Source organism: Uruburuella suis, assembly GCF_004341385.1.
In the GTDB taxonomy this organism is placed as follows: Bacteria; Pseudomonadota; Gammaproteobacteria; order Burkholderiales; family Neisseriaceae; genus Neisseria; species Neisseria suis.
In genome coordinates this window covers 25,738-46,579 of sequence record NZ_SLXE01000013.1, presented here as the reverse complement: position 1 = coordinate 46,579, position 20,842 = coordinate 25,738, and the positions used below count along the sequence as shown (strand labels likewise).

Below are 20,842 nucleotides of genomic sequence, written 5' to 3'. Positions count from 1 at the left end.
CATTTGCAGCAACTTTATACCCGATTACGGGAGGAAGTGTTCGAGGAATTAAGTGGACAGCGGATGCGGCAAAAACTTTTCAGGCATGGAATGCTACACGATTAATCACCGTAAATTTTGTGAAAAACCCCAAAACAGTATGGGGGAAATCTGCGGTGGATATTGCCAAACAGTTTGAACGGGCAGGGTATTCGACAACTATCAGGTCTAGCAATAGACAGGGAAGTCTAGCTAAGATTGTTGAAATAAAAGGGCACCCCTCCATTCAACAGATCCAAATTCACCCAGGAGGAGGCCGGCACGCCGGGGCATATTATAAGTTGTCAACCACAAATAAAGGGGTCGTGAAAGTTGTGGATAAGGGAACTTATATTCCTACTGTTGGGGAAAAAGCACAAATTATTTATAAATAGGAAAGAATGAAATGAATGAGCGCGACTTATTTTATTACAATAAAATTAAATGGATTTTAATGGCAATGGCTCAGTCCTCTGAGGAACAATTAAGCCTATTTCCTCCTGATTCTCTAGTTGGTGATGAACTTTTTTCTGAATATGAAGCTGCTGTTTTAGTTGATTTAGATCCTGTTATTCAATATGGATTTCTATCGCTTCAGCAAACTGATGCATTAAAAGAACTGCACGCATATATAGTGAGCAAATGTGGTGTGGAGTTTGAACATATTTGGTTAGATAATGAACAATTAGATGGGGAAGAATGGCAGATTATTCGTAAGCTTTCGAAAAAAGCTATTGAAATTTTCGGGTGGGTGCTTGAGAAACCGAAACCGTTATATAGTATGGTTATTGATGTAAATGAATAATTTGCGTAAGTGTAGCAAGCGTAGCCTGTGTGTAGAATATACGTCATAGCAAGCGTAGCCTGCATGTAGGGTATGTGCCCTAGGCACGCGCGCGTCTTCTCCGGCTTGTTTTTCTGGATTTTGATGGTAAAAAAGCTCAAGGCCGTCTGAACCTTGAACTGCACCCCAAAAGTTGGACACCCACCATCCAACCCAAAAGGTGCAGTTTTCTTATGAACAAATATACCGTAGACTTCAAACACCAAGCCGTTATGCATTACTACCGCATTCGAAGCCAGCAAGCGTAGCCTGTGTGTAGGGTGTATGCCATAGGCACGCACGCGTCTTAACCTGCTTGTTCTTCTAACTTTCGATGATAAAAAAACTTAAGGCCGTCTGAAACATTAACCTTTCAGACGGCCTTACTGTTAAATGAAAAAACGTGTGCGTGCCTATGCATTTGCACTTACCAAGCGGCACGGTCGTCACCGGCACTTCCGCGGCCATGGCAAACGCCGCCTTTCTGTCGCTGGCCACCCAAGCCTCTATCAGCTTGGTCAACAACAAAGGCAACCTTGGCAAAACCTTTAAAGAGCTGGGCAGCAGCAGCACCGTTAAAAACCTCGCCACCGCCGTGATCACCGCCGGCGTGGCCGACAAAATCGGCGCCACCTCCGCACTCAACAGCACCAGCAACACCGAATGGGTAAACAACCTCAGCGTCAACCTTGCCAACGCCGGCAGCAGCGCCGTGATCGGCACCGCCATCAATATCAATGGTGGCAGCCTGCAAGACAGCCTGGAAAGCGCCATATTGTCCGCGCTGGTTCAGACGGCGCATGGCGCAGCGGCGAGCAAGATAAAAGATTTGGATAATCACTATATCGCCCATAAAGTTGCCCATGCCGTGGCAGGTTGTGCCGCAGCGGCGGCAAATAAGGGCAAATGCCAAGATGGCGCGATTGGCGCGGCAGTGGGTGAGATTATGGGAGAGAAATTGCTGGGCGGTAGAGACCTTAGCAAACTGCCTGCAGCAGAGCGTGCTGCAGAAGAGGCGAAGATAATTGCTTACTCGCGCTTGGTCGCGGGTACGGCTGCGGGTTTGGCTGGTGGCGATGTAAATGTGGCGGCGGATGCGGCGAAAACTGCTGTACAAAATAATCTTTTGGCATTTAATCCGAAGAGTGACCCGAAAGCCAAAAGACGATTTGCGGATAAAGTAGAAAGTGAATTAGGCGGAAAATTTGAATTGAAAGGTACAGGAAAATTCAACAGCTTGGGCTATGAGATTATGGTGCTTGTGCCGGTGGGCAATGCAACCACGGCGAGTTTAAATGCCAAACAGTTGTCATTCTATAATATGCTGAATAATGTTATTCAGGATAAAACGGGAACAGCCCAGATTACTCTAGTTTATAATGATAAATTAACGGCCGGTGGCTCTTGGATAACAGGGCGATTTGATGTTGCTGATATGGAAAAATTAGATGCCAACAAGATTATATTATCTGGTAATGCGCTTATTGCCCATGAATTCAATGAGCAATTGTCGAAAAATAAATTAGGGTTAGCTCCTTTCCAAGGAAAGGAAGATCACTATTATGCTGAATCACATAATGATGCAATAGCTAAAGAAGTTGGCATGATAAAAGATATTATAATAATTGCTGATAGCGCTGAAATTAATGGTAAGAAATATTCAAGAATATATTTTGATGAAAATAAAAAGCAAATATTTGGAGTGAATGTTGGTGATGTTCAGAGTACACCAACGGGGCTTATCCATATTTTTGATCCCAAACAAATATTGATTCCAGCTGGTAAGGATGGAAATTATATAATTAATATTAATAATAATAGTTATACGTTTAAACCATAAAGATAATTTCAAGGAATTTTCAATGAAAAATTTGATTTTTTTATATTGTATTTTTTTGACTGCCTGTGCTTCTCGAATAAGCACTGAACAGATTGCATTAGCAGAGCAGGCTGCCTTAAGGGATGCCGTTACTCGAGATCCTCATTTTAGTAACTCCAATTTAAATAATTTCCCTGGTGATGGATGGTTCAGTCCCTATTCAGGAAAAATTATTTTACCTTCGGATCAAAATTGTATTCTTGAAGAAAAAACGGACACTAGATTCAGTAATGATCAGAATAGAAAAATGTTTAGAGTAAATTGTTTTTAACAAGCATAGCCTGTGCGTAGGGTGCAAGCCATAGCAGACGTAGCCTGTATGCCATAGGCACGCACGCGTCTTAACCTGCTTGTTCTTCTAACTTTCGATGATAAAAAACTCAAGGCCGTCTGAAAAATTAATCTTTCAGACGGCCTTGCTGTTAAATGAAAAAACGTGTGCGTGCCTATGCATCTGCACTTACCGAGCGGCACGGCCGTCACCGGCACTTCCGCCGCCATGGCAAACGCCGCCTTTCTGTCGCTGGCCACCCAAGCCTCTATCAGCTTGGTCAACAACAAAGGCAACCTTGGCAAAACCTTTAAAGAGCTGGGCAGAAGCAGCACCGTTAAAAACCTCGCCACCGCCGTGATCACCGCTGGTGTGGCCGACAAAATCGGCGCCACCTCCGCACTCAACAGCACCAGCAACACCGAATGGGTAAACAACCTCAGCGTCAACCTTGCCAACGCCGGCAGCAGCGCCGTGATTGGCACCGCCATCAATGGTGGCAGCCTGCAAGACAGCCTGGAAAGCGCCATATTGTCCGCGCTGGTTCAGACGGCACATGGTGCAGCGGCGAGCAAGATAAAAGATTTGGATAATCACTATATCGCCCATAAAGTTGCCCATGCCGTAGCAGGTTGTGCCGCAGCGGCGGCTAATAAGGGCAAATGCCAAGATGGTGCGATTGGCGCGGCCGTAGGCGAGATTGTGGGAGAGAAATTGCTGGGCGGTAGAGACCTTAGCAAACTGCCTGCAGCAGAGCGTGCTGCAGAAGAAGCGAAGATAATTGCTTACTCGCGCTTGGTCGCGGGTACGGCTGCGGGGTTGACCGGCGGCGATGTGAATGTGGCGGCGGATGCGGCCAAGGTGGCTGTGGAGAATAATACTTTAAGAGAAGAGTTGATTTTAGAAGTGCATCGGCATGATGAATTTATGAATTCACTCAGTCCGTCAGAACGGCAACAATGGCAAAAAGCTTTCCAAGATGCAGATTTGGAAACCTTGGATATTGCGGCATTTGCAGCAACTTTATACCCGATTACGGGAGGAAGTGTTCGAGGAATTAAGTGGACAGCGGATGCGGCAAAAACTTTTCAGGCATGGAATGCTACACGATTAATCACCGTAAATTTTGTGAAAAACCCCAAAACAGTATGGGGGAAATCTGCGGTGGATATTGCCAAACAGTTTGAACGGGCAGGGTATTCGACAACTATCAGGTCTAGCAGTAAAGGTAGCGGGAAAGCCACTATTCTTGAAATTAAAGGCCATCCTTCAATATCACAAATTCAACTACATCCGGGAGGTGGGCGACATGCAGGTGCTTATTACAAGCTCTCTACAACAAATAAAGGGATTGTGAAAGTGGTAGATAAAAAGACATATGTTGCTACGCCAGGTGAGAAGGCAACAATTATTTACAAGTAAGGAAAAATTAATATGATCAGCTTAAAACAATATTATTTTGATAAGTTCAAATGGTCTTTAATGGCATTGGCATCATCATCTTGTGTTCAAAAAAACTTACTTCCGGAAAATTCCATGGTTGGAGAAGAAATTGTTTTAGAGTATGAAGAAGCGGTTGGAGAAAATTTAGAGAGAATACATGAATATATAGATATTACAGAAAAGCAATTAGTCTTGTTAAGAGATTTAGATGCTTACATCTCAGGTAAAAGTGGAGAAAAATATGCTTATTTATGGCTTGAAAATAGTAGCTTGGATGATTCTGAATGGCAAGAAATTAGAAGCCTGGCTATGGGCGTTATTTTGGCATTCCACTGGGAAATGGAAATTCCAAAGGCTTTGTATAGTGAAGTAATTAATGTAAATGAACATGATAATTTCATTTAATCAATATGTTATTTTAATAGAAATATATTTTTGAGTTGGGACAGCAAGCGTAAAGGTAGTCAAGCAAGCGTAGCCTGTGTCCTGTGTGTAGAATGTGTGCCATAGGCACGCACGCATCTTAACAGGCTTATTCTTCACAGCTTTTGATGGCAAGAAACTCAAGGCCGTCTGAAACATTAATCTTTCAGACGGCCTTGTTGCTCCCTTGCTGCTCAATGAGAAAAAGCGAGTATGCCTATGGCACACATTCTACATGCGAATTACGCTTGCTTTCAGACGGCATCTTTAATCCCGGCGACACCGCTAACCAAAACCAATGCCATTGTAAACTGCACTCATCCGGCCTTAAGCAAACAAACGATTTAAAACCGGCTAATACCAATCCAAAAAAATAACCTAACTTCGTTGTCTCGCCTTGCCGTACTATCTGTACTGTCTGCGGCTCGCCGCCTTGTTAGCTTACTTTTTTGAATTGGTATAAGGCCGTCTGAAACCTTTCAGACGGCCTCGCAAAGCCCATGATTAAAATTCATGAAACCATGCAAATTAAGCGTTTGCTTCCTTGAAAAAAGTTATTCAATATAGCAGCATCGAAAGATTTATCCCCTTATACCCAACAGGAAACCCATATGAACACATTCCATTTGAGCGGCTATCCCCGCATCGGCGCGAAGCGCGAGTTGAAATTTGCCGTAGAGGCTTTTTGGAAAGGCGCGAAAAGCGAGGCTGAGTTACAGGCGGTGGCGGCTGAAATCCGCCGTTTGAACTGGGCGGCGCAAAAAGCGGCCGGTGCCGATTTGCTGCCGGTGGGCGATTTTTCGTTTTACGACCAAGTGCTCGACACGCAAGTGGCGCTGGGCTGCATTCCCAAGCGCTTCGGTTTTGATGCGGCCAATCTGAGCCTGCCCGAATATTTCCAGCTGGCGCGCGGTAATGCCACGCAGTTTGCGATGGAAATGACCAAATGGTTTGACACCAACTATCACTATATCGTGCCCGAATGGCATGCCGACACCGAATTTGCCGCGCATTCTGCCAATCTGATTGCCCAAATCAAAGAAGCGCGCGCGCTGGGCCACGATATCAAGCCCACGCTGGTGGGCCCGCTCACCCTTTTGTGGCTGGGTAAAAAGAAAGAAGAATTTGGCTGCCGCGTGGCAACCCTGCTGCCGAAGCTCTTGCCCGCTTATGCGCAATTGCTGCGCGAATTGGCCGCCGAGGGTGTGGATTGGATTCAAATCGACGAGCCGATTTTGGCGGTGGATGCGCCCAAGCCTTATCTCGATGCTTTCCCGGCTGTGTATAAAGAGCTGGCCAACACCGGCGTGCGCATTATTATCGGCACTTATTTTGCTTCAGTGGCCGAGCATCTGAATCTGCTGAAAAACCTGCCGGTGCACGGTGTGCACATCGATGCCGTGCGCGCGCCCGAAAGCGTGGCGGTGTTTGCCGATGCTTGGCCGGAAAACAAAGTGTTGTCGGTGGGCTTGATTGATGGCCGCAACGTGTGGCGCGCCAATTTGAGCAAAGTGATTGACACTTTGGCACCGGTGGCGGCCAAATTGGGCAATAATTTGTGGATTGCGCCGAGCTGCTCGCTCTTGCACAGCCCGCAAGATTTGGCGGTGGAAGAAAAGCTCGATGCCGAAATCAAATCTTGGATGGCGTTTGCCGCCCAAAAATTGGTTGAGCTGGGCGCAGTGAAACAAGCCCTGGCACACGGCAAAGAGAGCGTGAAAGAAGCCATTGCCGCATCTGATGCCGCCGCGGCTGACCGCGCCACCAACAAGCTGATCCACAACGAAGCGGTGCAAAAGCGTGTGGCCGATCTGCCCAAAGGCGCCGATCAGCGCAAATCGCCGTTTGCCGAGCGCATCAAAGCGCAGCAAGAATGGATGAAATTGCCGATTCTGCCCACCACCACCATCGGCTCATTCCCGCAAACCACCGAAATCCGCCAAGCGCGCGCGGCCTTTAAAAAAGGCGAATTGAGCGCGGCCGATTACGATGCGGCGATGAAAAAAGAAATCGCTTATTGCGTGGAAGAGCAGGAAAAGCTGCAAATCGATGTGCCGGTGCACGGCGAAGCCGAGCGCAACGATATGGTGGAATATTTCGGCGAGCAATTGGCCGGCTATTGCTTCAGCCAATTCGGCTGGGTGCAAAGCTACGGCAGCCGCTGCGTGAAACCGCCGATTATTTTCGGCGACGTTTCCCGCCCCAATCCGATGACGGTTTATTGGTCTTCTTTCGCGCAAACGCTCACCAGCCGCCCGATGAAAGGCATGCTCACCGGCCCGGTAACCATGTTTAAATGGTCGTTCGTGCGCGATGATGTGCCCTTGAGCGTGGTGGCCAAACAAATTGCGCTGGCCTTGAATGATGAAGTGCTGGATTTGGAAAAAGCCGGCATCAAAGTGATTCAAATCGATGAGCCGGCCATTCGCGAAGCCATGCCGCTGAAAAAAGCGCAATGGGATGAATACTTGGCCTGGGCGTGCGAATCATTCCGCCTTTCCAGCACCGGCGCGGAAGACAGCACCCAAATCCACACCCATATGTGCTACTCGGAATTTAACGACATTCTGCCCGCCATTGCTTCAATGGATGCCGATGTGATCACCATCGAAACTTCACGCTCGGATATGGATTTGCTCACCGCCTTCGGCGATTTCAAATACCCGAACGACATCGGCCCCGGCGTGTACGACATTCACAGCCCGCGCGTGCCCACCGCCGCCGAAGTGGAGCATTTGCTGCGCAAAGCGATGGACGTGGTGCCGGTTGAGCGCTTGTGGGTCAACCCCGACTGCGGCCTCAAAACCCGCGGTTGGCCGGAAACCATCGAGCAGCTGAAAGTGATGATGGAAGTAACCAAAAAGCTGCGCGCCGAATTGGCTGCCAAATAAGCAATAGGGCATAGTGCGCACGCCGCGCTTTTTACGGCGCAATCGTACGCATGAAACCCTACGGCTTATATGCAGTTCAAATGCCGTCTGAAAGTTTTCAGACGGCATTTTTGATTGTAGAAAGCAACCGTAGGTCGGATTCTTGAATCCGACACTTGTTCGCAGAACAAGGCACGCATATCACTTTGGCTGATGGCCAAACGTCGGATTCTCGAATCCGACCTACGCCTAGCCGCATAGGTGCGCACTTAATCGTGGAATGCATAAAACTTGTATCCACAAACCCAAGCAGGTCGTCTGAACATCAAAGTTTCAGACGGCCTTTTTAATTAAAGCTTTCATTTCGTTATTTTCAAGTTTGACCTTGCTTATGGGATTTCCCCCGCCCTGCTTTCACGCTCCGCCGCCCAAAAATCGCGCCACCCATGCGCCCGCCGCCGGCGGCTTGAGGTATAATCGGCGGCATTGTGCCTTTTGGCTGCCCACCACAGGAAAACGAAAATGATCAATACTATTGCCGCCTTATCGCCGCTCGACGGCCGCTATGCGAAATCTGTTGAAGCGCTGCGCCCGATTTTCTCTGAATACGGCCTGATGCGGGCGCGTGTGAAAGTGGAATTAAACTGGCTCAAAGCGCTGGCGGCCGAGCCGAAAATTGTGGAAGTGCCCGCATTCAGCGATTTCACCATTGCCGAAATCGACAAAGTGGCCGCCGATTTTTCGCTCGATGATGCAGCGGCGGTGAAAGCCATCGAAGCCACCACCAACCACGATGTGAAAGCCATCGAATATTGGCTCAAAGAGCGCTTTTCAGGTGTGCCCGAAGTGGCCGATGCCAGCGAATTCATTCATTTTGCCTGCACCAGCGAAGACATCAACAACCTTTCCCACGCGCTGATGCTGCAAGAGGCGCGCGAGCAGGTGCTGCTGCCGCATCTGGCCGAAATCACCGCCAAGCTGCAAACGCTGGCGCACGATTTGGCCGCGGTGCCGATGATGAGCCGCACCCACGGCCAGCCGGCCACACCCACCACGCTGGGCAAGGAAATCGCCAATGTGCTTTATCGCTTGCAGCGCCAAATCCGCCAAATCGAGGCGCAGGAATTTTTGGGCAAAATCAACGGCGCGGTGGGCAATTACAATGCGCACATGGTGGCTTATCCCGATGTGGATTGGGAAGCGCACTGCCAAGCTTTTGTCGAGCGCGGCCTGGGGCTCACGTTCAACCCCTACACCATCCAAATCGAGCCGCATGATTATATGGCGGAATTTTTCCAAACCATCGCGCGCATCAACACCATTTTGATTGATTTCAACCGCGATGTGTGGGGCTATATTTCGCTGGGCTATTTCAAACAGAAAGTGAAAGCGGGCGAAGTGGGCTCTTCCACCATGCCGCATAAGGTAAACCCGATTGATTTTGAAAATTCAGAAGGCAATTTGGGCATGGCCAATGCGGTGTTGGGCTTTTTGGCCGAAAAGCTGCCGCTCTCGCGCTGGCAGCGCGACCTCACCGACAGCACCGTGTTGCGCAATATGGGCGTGGGCACGGGCTACACCATTTTGGGGCTGGTATCGCACCTGCGCGGCCTGAACAAGCTCGAAGCCAACCCCGCCGCGCTGGCCGCCGATTTGGATGCCACTTGGGAATTGCTGGCCGAGCCGATTCAAACGGTGATGCGCCGCTATGGCGTGGCCAATCCGTATGAAAAACTCAAAGACCTCACGCGCGGCAAAGAAGGCATCACGCCGCAAGTGCTCACGGTGTTTATCAACGCGCTGGAGATTCCCGCCGAAGCCAAAGCGCAATTGCACGCACTCACCCCCGCGCTTTATGTGGGCAAAGCCGAGGAATTGGCGCGGCGTATTTGATTTTGCATTTGATTTTGATAGCACAGCAAAAGGCCGTCTGAAAGGTTTCAGACGGCCTTTGTGCATCTGCTTAATCGGGCTTGTCGCCGGCGTCCGGCACGCTGTGATCGGTGGGCTTAACCACATCGCCCACCAGCTGCGTTACCGGATTGATACCGGCCTGCTCGCGCACCACGGCTTGCTGCTGCTCGGTGAGCGGCGGGTTGACGGCCACGGCATCTTGCTCGCGCTTTTGCTCGGCTTCTTCAAAGCTTTCATAAGGCTGCGGCTTGATTTTGCCCAAATCGGGCGGGCTTTTTTTAAACAGGCTCATCTTGTGCTCCTTTTTTCGTGAAAATCCGGCTTCAGGCGCGGTGGTGCTGCGCCATGGCCAGGGCGGTGTCTACCGCCACAATTAGGCTGCCGGAATCGGCTTTGCCGCTGCCGGCCAGCGTGAGTGCGGTGCCGTGATCCACCGAGGTGCGCACAAAGGGCAGCCCCAAGGTGATGTTGACGCCTTTACCGAAGCTGGCGTATTTCAACACCGGCAAACCTTGGTCGTGGTACATGGCCAACACGGCATCGGCGCCTTGCAGCATAAAGGGCTGGAAAAGCGTGTCGGCCGGATAAGGGCCGTGGATATTCATGCCGCCGGCGCGCAATGCTTCCAGCGCGGGGATGATGATGTCGATTTCTTCATGCCCCAAATGGCCGCCTTCGCCGGCATGCGGGTTGAGGCCGGTAACGAGGATATTCGGGTTTTTCACGCCGAATTTGCTGCGCAAATCTTGCGCGAGAATGGTAGCCACCGATTCGATCAGCGGCCGGTTGATGGCGGCGGCGATGTCTTTAAGCGGCAGGTGGGTGGTGGCCAGCGCCACACGCAAGCCGCCGCCGGCGAGCATCATCACCACTTGGTCGGTGCCGCTTTTTTCGGCCAAGTATTCGGTGTGGCCGGTAAAGGCAATGCCTGCATCGTTGAGAATGCCTTTGTGCAGCGGCGCGGTCACCAGAGCGGCAAATTCGCCCGCCTGCACGCCCTCATAGGCGCGGTCGAGCAGTTGCAGCACATAAGGCGCGTTTTCTGTGCTCAAGCGGCCGGCTTCGCAAGGCGTGCGCAGGGGAATATGCAACACTTCGAGCACGCCGGCGGCCGGTGCGCGCGCGGCATCGTAGTCTTGCAGCTGCACGCTTTTGCCCAGCGCTTGGGCGCGCGCCTGCAATAAGGTTTTGTCGCCCAGCACCACGCAGCGGCAGGGCAAATCGGCTTCGGGCAAATCCAGGCAGATATCGGGGCCGATGCCGGCCGGCTCGCCGCTGGTAACGGCCAAAATGGGAACGGTCATGATGATGCTCGTGGTGTGGATGGATATGCGAATCAGTATATAGCGAAGCGGCGGCTAAATCCAGCCGCGGCGGTTTGCTGGGTTTGGCTTAATACCAATTCAAAAAAGTAAGCTAACAAGGCGGCGAGCCGCAGACAGTACAACTAGTACGGCAAGGCGAGACAACGAAGTTAGGTTATTTTTTTGGATTGGTATAATTTGAATCATCCGCACAGAATATTAAAGGCCGTCTGAAGATTAAAGTTTCAGACGGCCTTCGCTTGCACGCAATTGGGAGAATGCGTGCGTACGATTACGCTGCGTTAATCGTACCTACTGTGACTTCAGACGGCCTTCGCTTGCCAACTCTTGCGGTTATTGTGCTTCCGGCGCGTAGGTTGGGTTGGAAACCCAACCAATCCCTCAAACCGCTTGAAATGTTGGGTTTGGCAACCCAAGCTACGCGCCATGGTTGGCGTGCGGCTGGGGTTGAATCACTTGCACAGAATGTTAAAGGCCGTCTGAAGATTAAAGTTTCAGACGGCCTTTGCTTGCGCGCAATTGGGAGAATGCGTGCGTACGATTACGCTGCGCTAATCGTACCTACTATGACTTCAGACGGCCTTCGCTTGCCAACTCTTGCGGTTATTGTGCTTCCAGCTTATAAGCCAGCACATAATCGCCCAGCGTGGTGCCCACCGAGCCGTGGCCGCCGGCCACCAGCACCACCATTTGCTCGCCTTGGCTGTTGAGGTAAGTCATCGGTGTGGCTTGGCCGCCGGCGGGGATTTCCACATTCCACAACACATCGCCGCTGTCGAGATCATAAGCGCGGAAATTGTTGTCGACGGCGGCTGCCATAAACACCACGCCGCTGCCGGTAATCATCGGGCCGCCGATGCCGGGCACGCCCATTTTAATGGCCAGCCCCAGCGGGTTCATATTGCGGATGGTGCCGTTTTTGCGCTGATAGTAAATCTTGCCGTTTTGCAGGCTGGCGGCGGCCACAAAGCCCCAGGGCGGCTGCTGGCAGGGCACGCCGATGGGTGAGAGGAAGGGGGTGAGGCTGATGCCGTAGGGCGCGCCGGCATTGGCGTTTACACCATGCTCGCCGGTGTTGACGCCGCCGCCTTTGTTGATTTCACTTTGCGGAATCAGCTTAGACACAAAGGCCAAATGCAGCGGCATGCCGAACATCACTTGCTTTTTCGGGTCAACCGCAATCGAGCCCCAGTTAAACACGCCGAAATTGCCGGGATACACAATGGTGCCTTCCAGCGAGGGCGGGGTGTAGCGGCCGGAATAATTGAGCTTGTTAAATTCGATGCGGCAAAGCATTTGATCCACGAGGCTCGCGCCCCACATTTTTTTCTCACTCAGCGGCTCGGGGTTGAAGCTCAAGCCCGACACGGGCTGCACGGGCGAAGCCCAATCTTCGGGTATGGTTTGGGTGGAGCCGGCAGCCACTTGGCCGATGGGGATAATCGCTTCGCCCGTGGCGCGGTTGAGCACATACACATCGCCCTGCTTGGTGGGCACGACCAAACCCGGCTCCACGCCTTTGGCGGTGGTGATGTCGACCAGGCTGGGCTGGGCGGGCGTGTCCATATCCCACAAATCATGGTGCACAAATTGCTGCACCCAGCGCGCTTGGCCGGTTTTCAAATCAAGCGCCACCACTGATGAGGAATATTTCTCTTCGGCGGGGCTGCGATACATGCCCAATTGGTCGGGCGTGCGGTTGCCCATCGGGAAATAGGCCAGCCCCAGCTTTTCATCGGCGCTGGCGGTGGACCAGCTGTTAGGCGAGCTGGTGGCGTATTTTTGGTTGGGATTGTTGGGGTCCAGATGCAACATAGCAGCCGATGAAAGGCTGCTTTTGGCAGAGGAATGTGTTTGGTTTTTTTCAGACGGCCTCAAAACATTTTCATCATAGCACGACTTTTCCACCGCCAATACGGTTTGTATTCATTATTATTGCGTGGTTTTTATGTGGCAATAATGATAAAAAGGCCGTCTGAATACTTTTTTCAGACGGCCTTTGCAGCACGTAGATCGGATTCTCGAATCCGACACTTGCTTAAAGAGCAAGCATATCGCGCGTATTCGGCCTTGCGGCCAAATGTCGGATTTGAGAATCCGACCTACAGCTGTTTTGCGCGGTTTAAATTGAAATTGCGGGGTTTGATTTTTCCCGTAAATTGCCCAAGCCGTCGCTTTCCCATTGAAAACCATCGCTGTCGGTAAAGCTGATGCGGTGGATAATGTGTTTTTTACTGGTTAGTAATGGGGTGAGCAGCCCGTCATCGTAGTCTTTTGGGTGATCGAAAAGATATTGGCCCTCCGGTTCCTTATGTTTATAGGGCACGAAAAACCTGCCCGGCGGAATCACTTTCACATATTGATAGCTGAAATGGACGGTAGGCGTGGTGGCGCAATATTCGCCCTCAATCAACAAGTCGTAAAAAGGGCGCTCGGCCACATTGTTCAATACCAGCCCCCAAGCATAAGTACCTTGTTTTTGTGCTGCAAACCACACCGAAAGCTTGGCCGGCTCACTGCGACGGCGCAGCTGCTCTTGCATTTTTTCATTATTTTTACCGTCTTCATAAAGCTGCTTGGCGCGTGTGCCTGCTTTCCAGGCTAAAAAAAGCGCCACGGTTGCAATAAAGGCATTTGCCCATTCACTTGCCGCGCCCCAATCCATTTTATTATCTCCAATGTCATATTTTAAAGATAATAAAAAGGCCGTCTGAAACCTGAAAAGTTCCAGACAGCCGCAGTTTCTTTCAGACGGCCTTCTGCATCACACGCCCTGTTTCAAGCTCGCTTCGATAAAGCCGTCCAAATCGCCGTCGAGCACGGCTTTGGTGTTGCCCACTTCGTGGCCGGTGCGCAAATCTTTGATGCGCGAAGAATCGAGCACATAAGAGCGGATTTGGCTGCCCCAGCCCACATCGCTTTTGCCCTCTTCGAGCGCCTGCTTTTCCTCGTTGCGCTTGCGCATTTCCAGCTCAAACAATTTCGAGCGCAGCATTTCCATGGCGGCCGCTTTATTGGCGTGTTGCGAGCGGTCGTTTTGGCATTGCACCACAATACCGCTGGGCTCGTGGGTGATGCGCACGGCCGAATCGGTTTTGTTGATGTGTTGGCCGCCCGCGCCGGAAGCGCGATAAGTGTCGATGCGCAAATCGGCCGGGTTGATGTCGATTTCAATGCTGTCGTCTACCTCGGGGTAAACAAACACCGATGAAAACGAAGTGTGGCGCTTATTATTCGAATCAAAAGGCGAATAGCGCACCAAGCGGTGCACGCCGGTTTCGGTGCGCAAAAGCCCGTAGGCATATTCGCCCTCTAAGCGGATGGTGGCGCGGTTTACGCCTGCGATTTCGCCGTCGTCCTGCTCGAGCACGTCCACTTTAAAGCCTTTGCGCTCGGCATAGCGCAAATACATGCGCAAAAGCATGCCCGCCCAATCTTCCGCCTCGGTGCCGCCGGCGCCGGCGGTGATGTCGATAAAGCAATTGTTGGGGTCGGCCGGCTGGTTGAACATGCGCTTGAATTCCAAATCGGCCATTTGCGCCTCGAGCGCGGCCACATCTTGCTCCACCGCCGCAAAGCCCGCTTCGTCGGCTTCTTCCACCGCCATTTCAATCAACATGCGGTTGTCGTCGATGCCCGTGGCGATGTGCTCGAGCGTGAGCACAATGCCCTCGAGCATTTTGCGCTCTTTGCCGATTTCCTGCGCTTTTTTCGGGTCGTTCCAAAGCTCGGGGTCTTCCGAGAGGCCGACCACCTCTTCAAGGCGCTCTTTTTTGCCCGCATAATCGAGATACACGCGGATATCCGCGCTGCGGCCCTCAAGGTCGGATAAAGTATTGTTGAGCTGGTTGATGGCTTCTGCTTCCATGATCTTCTTTTCGCTATCGAATTCAACCGAGTATTGTACTGGATTTTTAAAACTTTGGGGCAGCGCAACCGCGCAGGCCGGATTCTCGAATCCGACCTGCGGAAACGGCGAAACTGCGTAGAACCTGCGTAGGTACGATTAGCGCAGCGTAATCGTACGCATGGCGCTTGCACCACACCCAAAACCCAACCAGGCCGTCTGAACACATAAAAACATTTTTCAGACGGCCTGAGATCTTTGCAAAACCAGATATCTGTCGCACCCGCGCAGGCGGGTGCCCGGTGCAAAGCAGCGCTTTGCTTGCCTCATGCATTCTTAAAAAGAATAAATTCTTTATAAAATCAAATATTTGATTGTTTTCGTATTGGTGGCGACTATTTGCCCGACAACTGAAGCTGCGCTTCAGGCTGGGCTCCTGCCTGCGCAGGAGCGACGGAACGGGCATTTTGCAAAGGTCGCAGGCCGTCTGGAAAAGAGTTTCAGACGGCCTGTGCGCCATGCGTACTACGGCCTCTACGGCGGTTTGCGTCACATGCAATCATCAGCAGGCGTAGGTCGGATTCTCGAATCCGACACTTGTTCGCAGAACAAGCATCAGCGCTGCGGTGAATGTTGGATACAAGTATCCGGCCTATGAAAACTTAAATTTAAAAAAGGCCGTCTGAAAAATCTTTCAGACGGCATCGTATTCAATCACAACCGATTAATGTGAATAACCATTAAACACCACCCCGCAAAAATCAGCGCGCCGGATATTTCGCCAGCGCCGCCCGAATCTGCGGCAAAGCCGCGCGCGCTGCTTCTTCGCCGAGCTTGATGGCCTGGTGCTTCTGATCAAAGCCGCCCACCGCGCCCAATTGCTGCACCTTGGGCTTAATCACCACCGTGGCCTTGCTCAATTCCTGATTCAGCGCCGACACGCTCATAATATTCAGGCTCTGATCCAAATAAGAGAAAAAGCCCGAATCCGAAAGCTTGGCCGGGCGGGCGGAAATATCCACCGCAATCACCACATTCGCGCCCATATTGCGCGCCGCCGTTACCGGCACCGGCGCCGAGAGGCCGCCGTCCACATATTTATGCCCGCCGATTACCGCCGGCTGAAACACATTCGGAATGCTCACCGAAGCGCGCACCGCCTGGCCCGTGTTGCCCCGGTTAAACGCCACCATCTTGCCGCTCGAAAAATCCGTGGCCACCGCCGCAAATTTCACCGGCAAATCCTGAATCGCGCGACCGCCCACCTTGCGGTTGATATAATCTTGCAGCTTTTGCCCCTTGATAAAGCCCGTGGTGGATAAAGTTAAATCCACCACATCGGCTTTTTCCAAAATTTCCGCTTCCAATTCCAGCCGGTCGGGGCTCATGCCCGAAGCATAAAGGCTGCCCACCACCGCGCCCGCGCTCGTGCCCGTCACCATATCAATCGGAATATTGTTTTGGCGCAACACCTTGATCACGCCGATATGGGCAAAGCCCTTAGAAGCCCCGCCGCCCAGCGCCAGCGCCACCACCGGCTTGGCCGCAGGCTGCGGCTTGGGCGCCGGCGCCTGCGTGCTGCCGCAAGCGGCCAAAAAAAGCGCCGCAGCAGCATATAAAAAAGCGCGGCGGGCAGGGCGGGCAAAAGATAAAGTAAGCATAGCGTTTAAAATCAGCGTGATAACAAAAGCCGCATTATAACGCGCCCGCGCTTAAAGAAACATCAAGGCCGTCTGAAAAAATGTTTCAGACGGCCTTTAAATCAAAAACCTTAAACCCGAAAAACGCGTGCGTGCCTGTGGCACACACCCTACACACGAACCAAGAAGCCACCGCCCGACGGTAGGGTGTGTGGCGCAAGCCACGCACGCGTTTGGCGGGTGGAATGGTTTATGCCCCCATGCCGTCTGAAAAGAAAAAGCCGTCTGAAAGAAAAGTTTCAGGCGGCCTTTAAATCAAAAACCTTAAACCCGAAAAACGCGTGCGTGCCGGTGGCACACACCCTACACACAAACCAAGAAACCGCCGCCCGACGGTAGGGTGTGTGGCGCAAGCCACGCACGCGTTTGGCGGGCGATGCAGGGCATAGGCCGGATGCTCGAATCCGACACTTGCTCGAAGAGCAAGCATATCGCGCCTATTCGGCCTTGCGGCCAAATGTCGGATTCGAGAATCAGCAAGGCGTAGGTACGATTAGCGCAGCGTAATCGTACGCATGGCACACAGGCCGTCTGAAACCTCTTCTTCAGACGGCCTGTGTTTGTTTTATAAAAACCGAAGATTTCATGCGTACGCACGCCGCAAAAGCGCACCATGCCGAAAAAAGTTCCCGAAAATGGCAAAAAAATGACAAATTTTGTCAGCCTAACAATCTGCGGCAGCCCCAAGCCCCCGATTTTCACCGCAAATATTCCCCCAAAAATAAAAATAAACGCAAATAAAATCAACAAAATAATAATTTAATTTCACAAAATCCAAAATCTGGCACACCGAATGCTTAACTAAAATCAACCGCCAAGGCCGCAGCCGAAACAGAGCAGCGGCAGCCAAGCCCAAACGGTGCAGTATTCCTTCTTCATTGTTGTACCCTGAGCAGTATTAGCAGTAACCATAAAAAAACGTGCCAAGCACATTACGGGATTTTTTTTCATAACAAACTATTCACATTTTAACTGGAGTTCAAACACATGAAAGCTATTCAAAAAGGTTTTACCCTGATCGAGTTGATGATCGTTGTGGCGATTATCGGCATCTTGGCAGCAATCGCGCTGCCGCTGTATCAAAACTATATTGCCAGCTCGCAAGTAACCCGCGTGGTTGGTGAAACCGGTTCACTGAAAACTATAGTAGAAACTTGTATGTTGAATGGTCGTACTACTGTTGTTACTGCTGCTGGTACTGCTGCTGGTACTGCTGCTGGTACTGCCGCCGGTAACTGCCAGTTAGGTGCAACCAAATCGAACTTGATGACTGAGATTCCCTCTGTAAAAATGGATGGTACTGCTGCAACTATTACCGGTATTTTTGGTGACAGCGCTGCTACTGCGATTGCCGGCAAAAAAGTTATTTGGACCCGTTCTGCCGATGGTTCTTGGGCTTGCTCTACCGATGCTGATGAGAAATACCGACCGGCTGGCTGCACTAAGACTGCCAGCTAATAAGTAGTAACTTAAATCAACGCACCGCTTAATCTGCGGTGCGTTTTTATAAGCGGTTTCCGCTCGGATGACCGCCCCTGAATAATAAGAAAATCCCAACATAGCCAAAGGCACGACTATGTATGCACATGAATTTCCGCCAAGCCGCCTTATTCGCGGCTTCACCCTGATTGAGCTGATGATCACTATTGCGATTATCGGCATTCTTGCCGCTGTTGCCTTGCCGCTTTACCAGCAATATGTGGCCAAAACCCAGCTCACCCGCGCCGTGTATGAGCTGAATTCCACCCGCGTTGCCATCGAAACCATCTTACTGCGCGGTGGCTTCCCCACCGTGGACGAAAGCCAGGACGGCCAAACCGGCGATAACGGCAAAACCTACGAATACATCGGCCTCAACGGCAGCAATCCCGCTTCCAACATCATCCGCCTGGCCACCATCAGCGGCAGCGGCGGCACATTCCAAGGGCTCGAAGGCGAGATGGGCGGCGACGTGGCTTCCGTGCTAAACGGCGCCACCATCCAAATGCTGCGCAACACCGATGGCGCATGGCAATGTGAAATCACCCTGCCCGCCGCCGCCGCCAACACCGGGTTGGATGTGAACAATTGCACCATGAAAGCGCCGTAGCCAGCGCCGTAGCGCCGTAGGTACGCACGCCGCCCAAAGGCGGCGTAATCGTACGCATGCGTTTCGCACATCGCGCACGCTATCGGCGTTAAGTTGATGAAAACCTCACAAGCCGTCTGAAACTTGGCTATTCAGACGGCTTGTTTGGTTTTTGGGTGTGCGGTGAGTTTCATGCGTACGATTACGCTTTGTTTTGACAAAGCTAATCGTACCTACGTCGGATGTCGCTTTGAATGCAGCGCCGTAGGTACGCACGCCGCCCAAAGGCGGCGTAATCGTACGCATGCATCGCACACATCGCGCACGCTATCGGCGTTAAGTTGATGAAAACCTCACAAGCCGTCTGAAACTTGGCTATTCAGACGGCTTGTTTGGTTTTTGGGTGTGCGGTGAGTTTCATGCGTACGATTACGCTGCGCTAATCGTACCTACGCGGTTTGCGTTCGTTTCCGTAGGTACGATTAGCCAGCGTAGCCTGCATAACCCATTCCACCCGCCAAACGCGTGCGTGGCTTGCGCCACACACCCTACCGTCGTGCGGTGGTTTTTTGATTCGTGTGTAGGGTGTGTGCCACAGGCACGCACGCGTTTTTCGGGTTTTTGATTTTGGAAATAAAGGCCGTCTGAAACTTTTCTTTCAGACGGGCTTTTCTTTTTCAGACGGCATGGGGGCATAACCCATTCCACCCGTCAAACGCGTGCGTGGCTTGCGCCACACTCCCTACCGTTGGGCGGCGGTTTTTTGATTCGTGTGTAGGGTGTGTGCCACAGGCACGCACGCGTTTTTCGGGTTTTTGATTTTGGAAATAAAGCCCGTCTGAAACTTTTCTTTCAGACGGGCTTTTCTTTTTCAGACGGCGTAGCCTGCATAACCCATTCCACCCGCCAAACGCGTGGTGGCTTGCGCCACACACCCTACCGTTGGGCGGTGGTTTCTTGATTTGTGTGTAGGGTGTGTGCCACAGGCACGCACGCGTTTTTCGGGTTTGTGATTTGGGAAATAAAGGCCGTCTGAAATTTTTCTTTCAGACGGCCTTTTCTTTTCTAAGCGCTTTGCTATGATTGAAACGAACAAATAATAACAAGCCAGCGTAGCCTGCATAACCCATTCCACCCGCCAAACGCGTGCGTGGCTTGCGCCACACACCCTACCGTCGGGCGGCGGTTTTTTGGTTTGTGTGTAGGGTGTGTGCCACAGGCACGCACGCGTTTTTCGGGTTTGTGATTTTGGAAACAAAGGCCGTCTGAAATTTTTCTTTCAGACGGCCTTTTCTTTTCTAAGCGCTTTGCTATGATTGAAACGAGTAACTAATAACAAGCCAGCGTAGCCTGCATAACCCATTCCACCCGCTAAACGCGTGCGTGGCTTGCGCCACACACCCTACCGTTGGGCGGTGGTTTCTTGATTTGTGTGTAGGGTGTGTGCCACAGGCACGCACGCGTTTTTCGGGTTTTTGATTTTGGAAATAAAGGCCGTCTGAAACTTTTCTTTCAGACGGGCTTTTCTTTTCTAAGCGCTTTGCTATGATTGAAACGAACAAATAATAACAAGGGAAATAAATGTCTCATTATCGTCGGAATTATCTTGCGGGCGGCACGTTTTTCTTTACGGTAAAATTGGCAAATTCAAAATCCTGCCTGCTGGTCGAGCAAATTGATTTGCTGCGTGAAGCTTATGCTTTTGTGCAACAACGTTATGCTTTTGAAACGGTGGCGGTTTGTGTGTTGCCGAATCATATTCATGCGGTTTGGGCTTTGCCTGATGGCGATGATGATTATTCGCTGCGCTGGCGTTTGTTGAAAACGAAATTTTCCGATGCATTCGAATCGCTTGAAAATATTTCTGCAAGTAAGAAGCGGCGGCGGGAAAAAGGGATTTGGCAACGGCGCTTTTATGAACATACGGTATGCGATGATGCTGATTTGCGGCGGTGTGTGGATTATGTGTATTTCAACCCGGTGAAACATGGCTTGGTGAATAGCGTGAAAGAGTGGCCGTTTTCTTCATTCCACCGTGATGTCCGGCGAGGCTTGTTTGCGTTGGATTGGGGCGGAAGTAAGGAAAGCTCGGTGATGAATTTGGGGGAATAGGGATTGGCGTTTATATTTGAGAACGCGTGCGTGGCTTGCGCCACACACCCTACCGTCGAGCGGCGGTTTCTTGATTTGTGTGTAGGGTGTGTGCCATAGGCACGCACGCGTTTTTCGGGTTTAAGGTTTTTGATTTAAAGGCCGTCTGA

At 51.3% G+C, this 20,842-nt stretch carries 14 protein-coding genes and 2 pseudogenes; 10 read left to right on the top strand and 6 right to left on the bottom strand.

All coding sequences use genetic code 11. From position 1 onward, the window contains the following. The first annotated feature begins 424 nt into the window (after positions 1–424). The 7 genes and pseudogenes from EV680_RS06125 (at position 425) to purB (ending at position 9,620) form a co-directional block, all read left to right on the top strand. Positions 425–823, top strand: coding sequence for a hypothetical protein (locus EV680_RS06125; RefSeq protein ID WP_132953861.1), 399 nt, complete (start codon positions 425–427; stop codon positions 821–823). 463 nt (positions 824–1,286) lie between these two features. Beyond that, positions 1,287–1,970, top strand: a pseudogene (locus EV680_RS12110) (DUF637 domain-containing protein); the annotation flags it as partial. A gap of 733 nt (positions 1,971–2,703) precedes the next feature. After that, complete coding sequence (locus tag EV680_RS06110; protein WP_132953859.1) at positions 2,704–2,991, top strand: hypothetical protein; 288 nt, start codon at positions 2,704–2,706, stop codon at positions 2,989–2,991. Positions 2,992–3,198: 207 nt separating this feature from the next. Next, positions 3,199–3,954: pseudogene (locus tag EV680_RS12105) on the top strand (DUF637 domain-containing protein); the annotation flags it as partial. Between the two features lie 471 nt (positions 3,955–4,425). Continuing rightward, entirely contained in the window at positions 4,426–4,839 is a 414-nt protein-coding gene (locus EV680_RS06100; RefSeq protein WP_132953857.1) for a hypothetical protein, read from the top strand. Between the two features lie 629 nt (positions 4,840–5,468). Beyond that, positions 5,469–7,748 carry a 5-methyltetrahydropteroyltriglutamate--homocysteine S-methyltransferase gene (gene metE, locus EV680_RS06095; protein WP_132953856.1) on the top strand — a complete coding sequence of 760 codons (2,280 nt, stop codon included), beginning with the start codon at positions 5,469–5,471 and terminating at the stop codon, positions 7,746–7,748. Positions 7,749–8,249: 501 nt separating this feature from the next. Next, the gene (gene purB, locus EV680_RS06090; protein WP_132953855.1) at positions 8,250–9,620 is read left to right on the top strand and encodes an adenylosuccinate lyase; all 1,371 of its coding nucleotides are present in this window, start codon (positions 8,250–8,252) and stop codon (positions 9,618–9,620) included. Positions 9,621–9,690: 70 nt separating this feature from the next. Here purB and EV680_RS06085 read toward each other — a convergent pair whose 3' ends face one another. The 6 genes from EV680_RS06085 to EV680_RS06060 form a co-directional block, all read right to left on the bottom strand. Then, positions 9,691–9,933: a cytochrome-c oxidase gene (locus EV680_RS06085; RefSeq protein WP_132953854.1), complete on the bottom strand. Its 243-nt coding sequence runs from the start codon at positions 9,931–9,933 to the stop codon at positions 9,691–9,693. A gap of 31 nt (positions 9,934–9,964) precedes the next feature. After that, positions 9,965–10,945, bottom strand: a complete 981-nt coding sequence (gene pdxA, locus EV680_RS06080; protein WP_132953853.1) for a 4-hydroxythreonine-4-phosphate dehydrogenase PdxA — start codon at positions 10,943–10,945, stop codon at positions 9,965–9,967. Between the two features lie 624 nt (positions 10,946–11,569). Beyond that, positions 11,570–12,781 (bottom strand): PQQ-binding-like beta-propeller repeat protein, encoded by a 1,212-nt coding sequence (locus tag EV680_RS06075; RefSeq protein ID WP_132953852.1) that lies wholly within the window; start codon positions 12,779–12,781, stop codon positions 11,570–11,572. A 307-nt stretch (positions 12,782–13,088) separates the two neighbouring features. Beyond that, entirely contained in the window at positions 13,089–13,631 is a 543-nt protein-coding gene (locus EV680_RS06070) for a hypothetical protein (RefSeq protein WP_132953851.1), read from the bottom strand. 99 nt (positions 13,632–13,730) lie between these two features. Continuing rightward, positions 13,731–14,834 (bottom strand): peptide chain release factor 2, encoded by a 1,104-nt coding sequence (prfB, locus tag EV680_RS06065; RefSeq protein ID WP_132953850.1) that lies wholly within the window; start codon positions 14,832–14,834, stop codon positions 13,731–13,733. 740 nt (positions 14,835–15,574) lie between these two features. Beyond that, positions 15,575–16,474, bottom strand: coding sequence for a patatin-like phospholipase family protein (locus tag EV680_RS06060; protein WP_132953849.1), 900 nt, complete (start codon positions 16,472–16,474; stop codon positions 15,575–15,577). A 1,026-nt stretch (positions 16,475–17,500) separates the two neighbouring features. Between EV680_RS06060 and EV680_RS12180 the strand changes: the two genes are divergently transcribed. From EV680_RS12180 to EV680_RS06045, 3 genes are all read left to right on the top strand, one after another. Beyond that, the gene (locus EV680_RS12180; protein WP_132953848.1) at positions 17,501–17,971 is read left to right on the top strand and encodes a pilin; all 471 of its coding nucleotides are present in this window, start codon (positions 17,501–17,503) and stop codon (positions 17,969–17,971) included. Positions 17,972–18,089: 118 nt separating this feature from the next. Next, the gene (locus tag EV680_RS06050) at positions 18,090–18,602 is read left to right on the top strand and encodes a pilin (RefSeq protein WP_132953847.1); all 513 of its coding nucleotides are present in this window, start codon (positions 18,090–18,092) and stop codon (positions 18,600–18,602) included. Positions 18,603–20,162: 1,560 nt separating this feature from the next. After that, positions 20,163–20,693, top strand: coding sequence for an REP-associated tyrosine transposase (locus EV680_RS06045; RefSeq protein WP_132953846.1), 531 nt, complete (start codon positions 20,163–20,165; stop codon positions 20,691–20,693). The last annotated feature ends 149 nt before the right edge of the window (positions 20,694–20,842 follow it).

Coding starts and splice junctions, on each gene's coding strand:
- EV680_RS06110 (WP_132953859.1), top strand. CDS start 2,704: ATGAAAAATTTGATTTTTTTATATTGTATTTTTTTGACTGCCTGTGCT.
- pdxA (WP_132953853.1), bottom strand. CDS start 10,945: ATGACCGTTCCCATTTTGGCCGTTACCAGCGGCGAGCCGGCCGGCATC.
- EV680_RS06050 (WP_132953847.1), top strand. CDS start 18,090: ATGTATGCACATGAATTTCCGCCAAGCCGCCTTATTCGCGGCTTCACC.
- EV680_RS06070 (WP_132953851.1), bottom strand. CDS start 13,631: ATGGATTGGGGCGCGGCAAGTGAATGGGCAAATGCCTTTATTGCAACC.
- EV680_RS06125 (WP_132953861.1), top strand. CDS start 425: ATGAATGAGCGCGACTTATTTTATTACAATAAAATTAAATGGATTTTA.
- EV680_RS06045 (WP_132953846.1), top strand. CDS start 20,163: ATGTCTCATTATCGTCGGAATTATCTTGCGGGCGGCACGTTTTTCTTT.
- EV680_RS06085 (WP_132953854.1), bottom strand. CDS start 9,933: ATGAGCCTGTTTAAAAAAAGCCCGCCCGATTTGGGCAAAATCAAGCCG.
- EV680_RS06100 (WP_132953857.1), top strand. CDS start 4,426: ATGATCAGCTTAAAACAATATTATTTTGATAAGTTCAAATGGTCTTTA.
- EV680_RS06060 (WP_132953849.1), bottom strand. CDS start 16,474: ATGCTTACTTTATCTTTTGCCCGCCCTGCCCGCCGCGCTTTTTTATAT.
- EV680_RS12180 (WP_132953848.1), top strand. CDS start 17,501: ATGAAAGCTATTCAAAAAGGTTTTACCCTGATCGAGTTGATGATCGTT.
- purB (WP_132953855.1), top strand. CDS start 8,250: ATGATCAATACTATTGCCGCCTTATCGCCGCTCGACGGCCGCTATGCG.
- metE (WP_132953856.1), top strand. CDS start 5,469: ATGAACACATTCCATTTGAGCGGCTATCCCCGCATCGGCGCGAAGCGC.
- EV680_RS06075 (WP_132953852.1), bottom strand. CDS start 12,781: ATGTTGCATCTGGACCCCAACAATCCCAACCAAAAATACGCCACCAGC.
- prfB (WP_132953850.1), bottom strand. CDS start 14,834: ATGGAAGCAGAAGCCATCAACCAGCTCAACAATACTTTATCCGACCTT.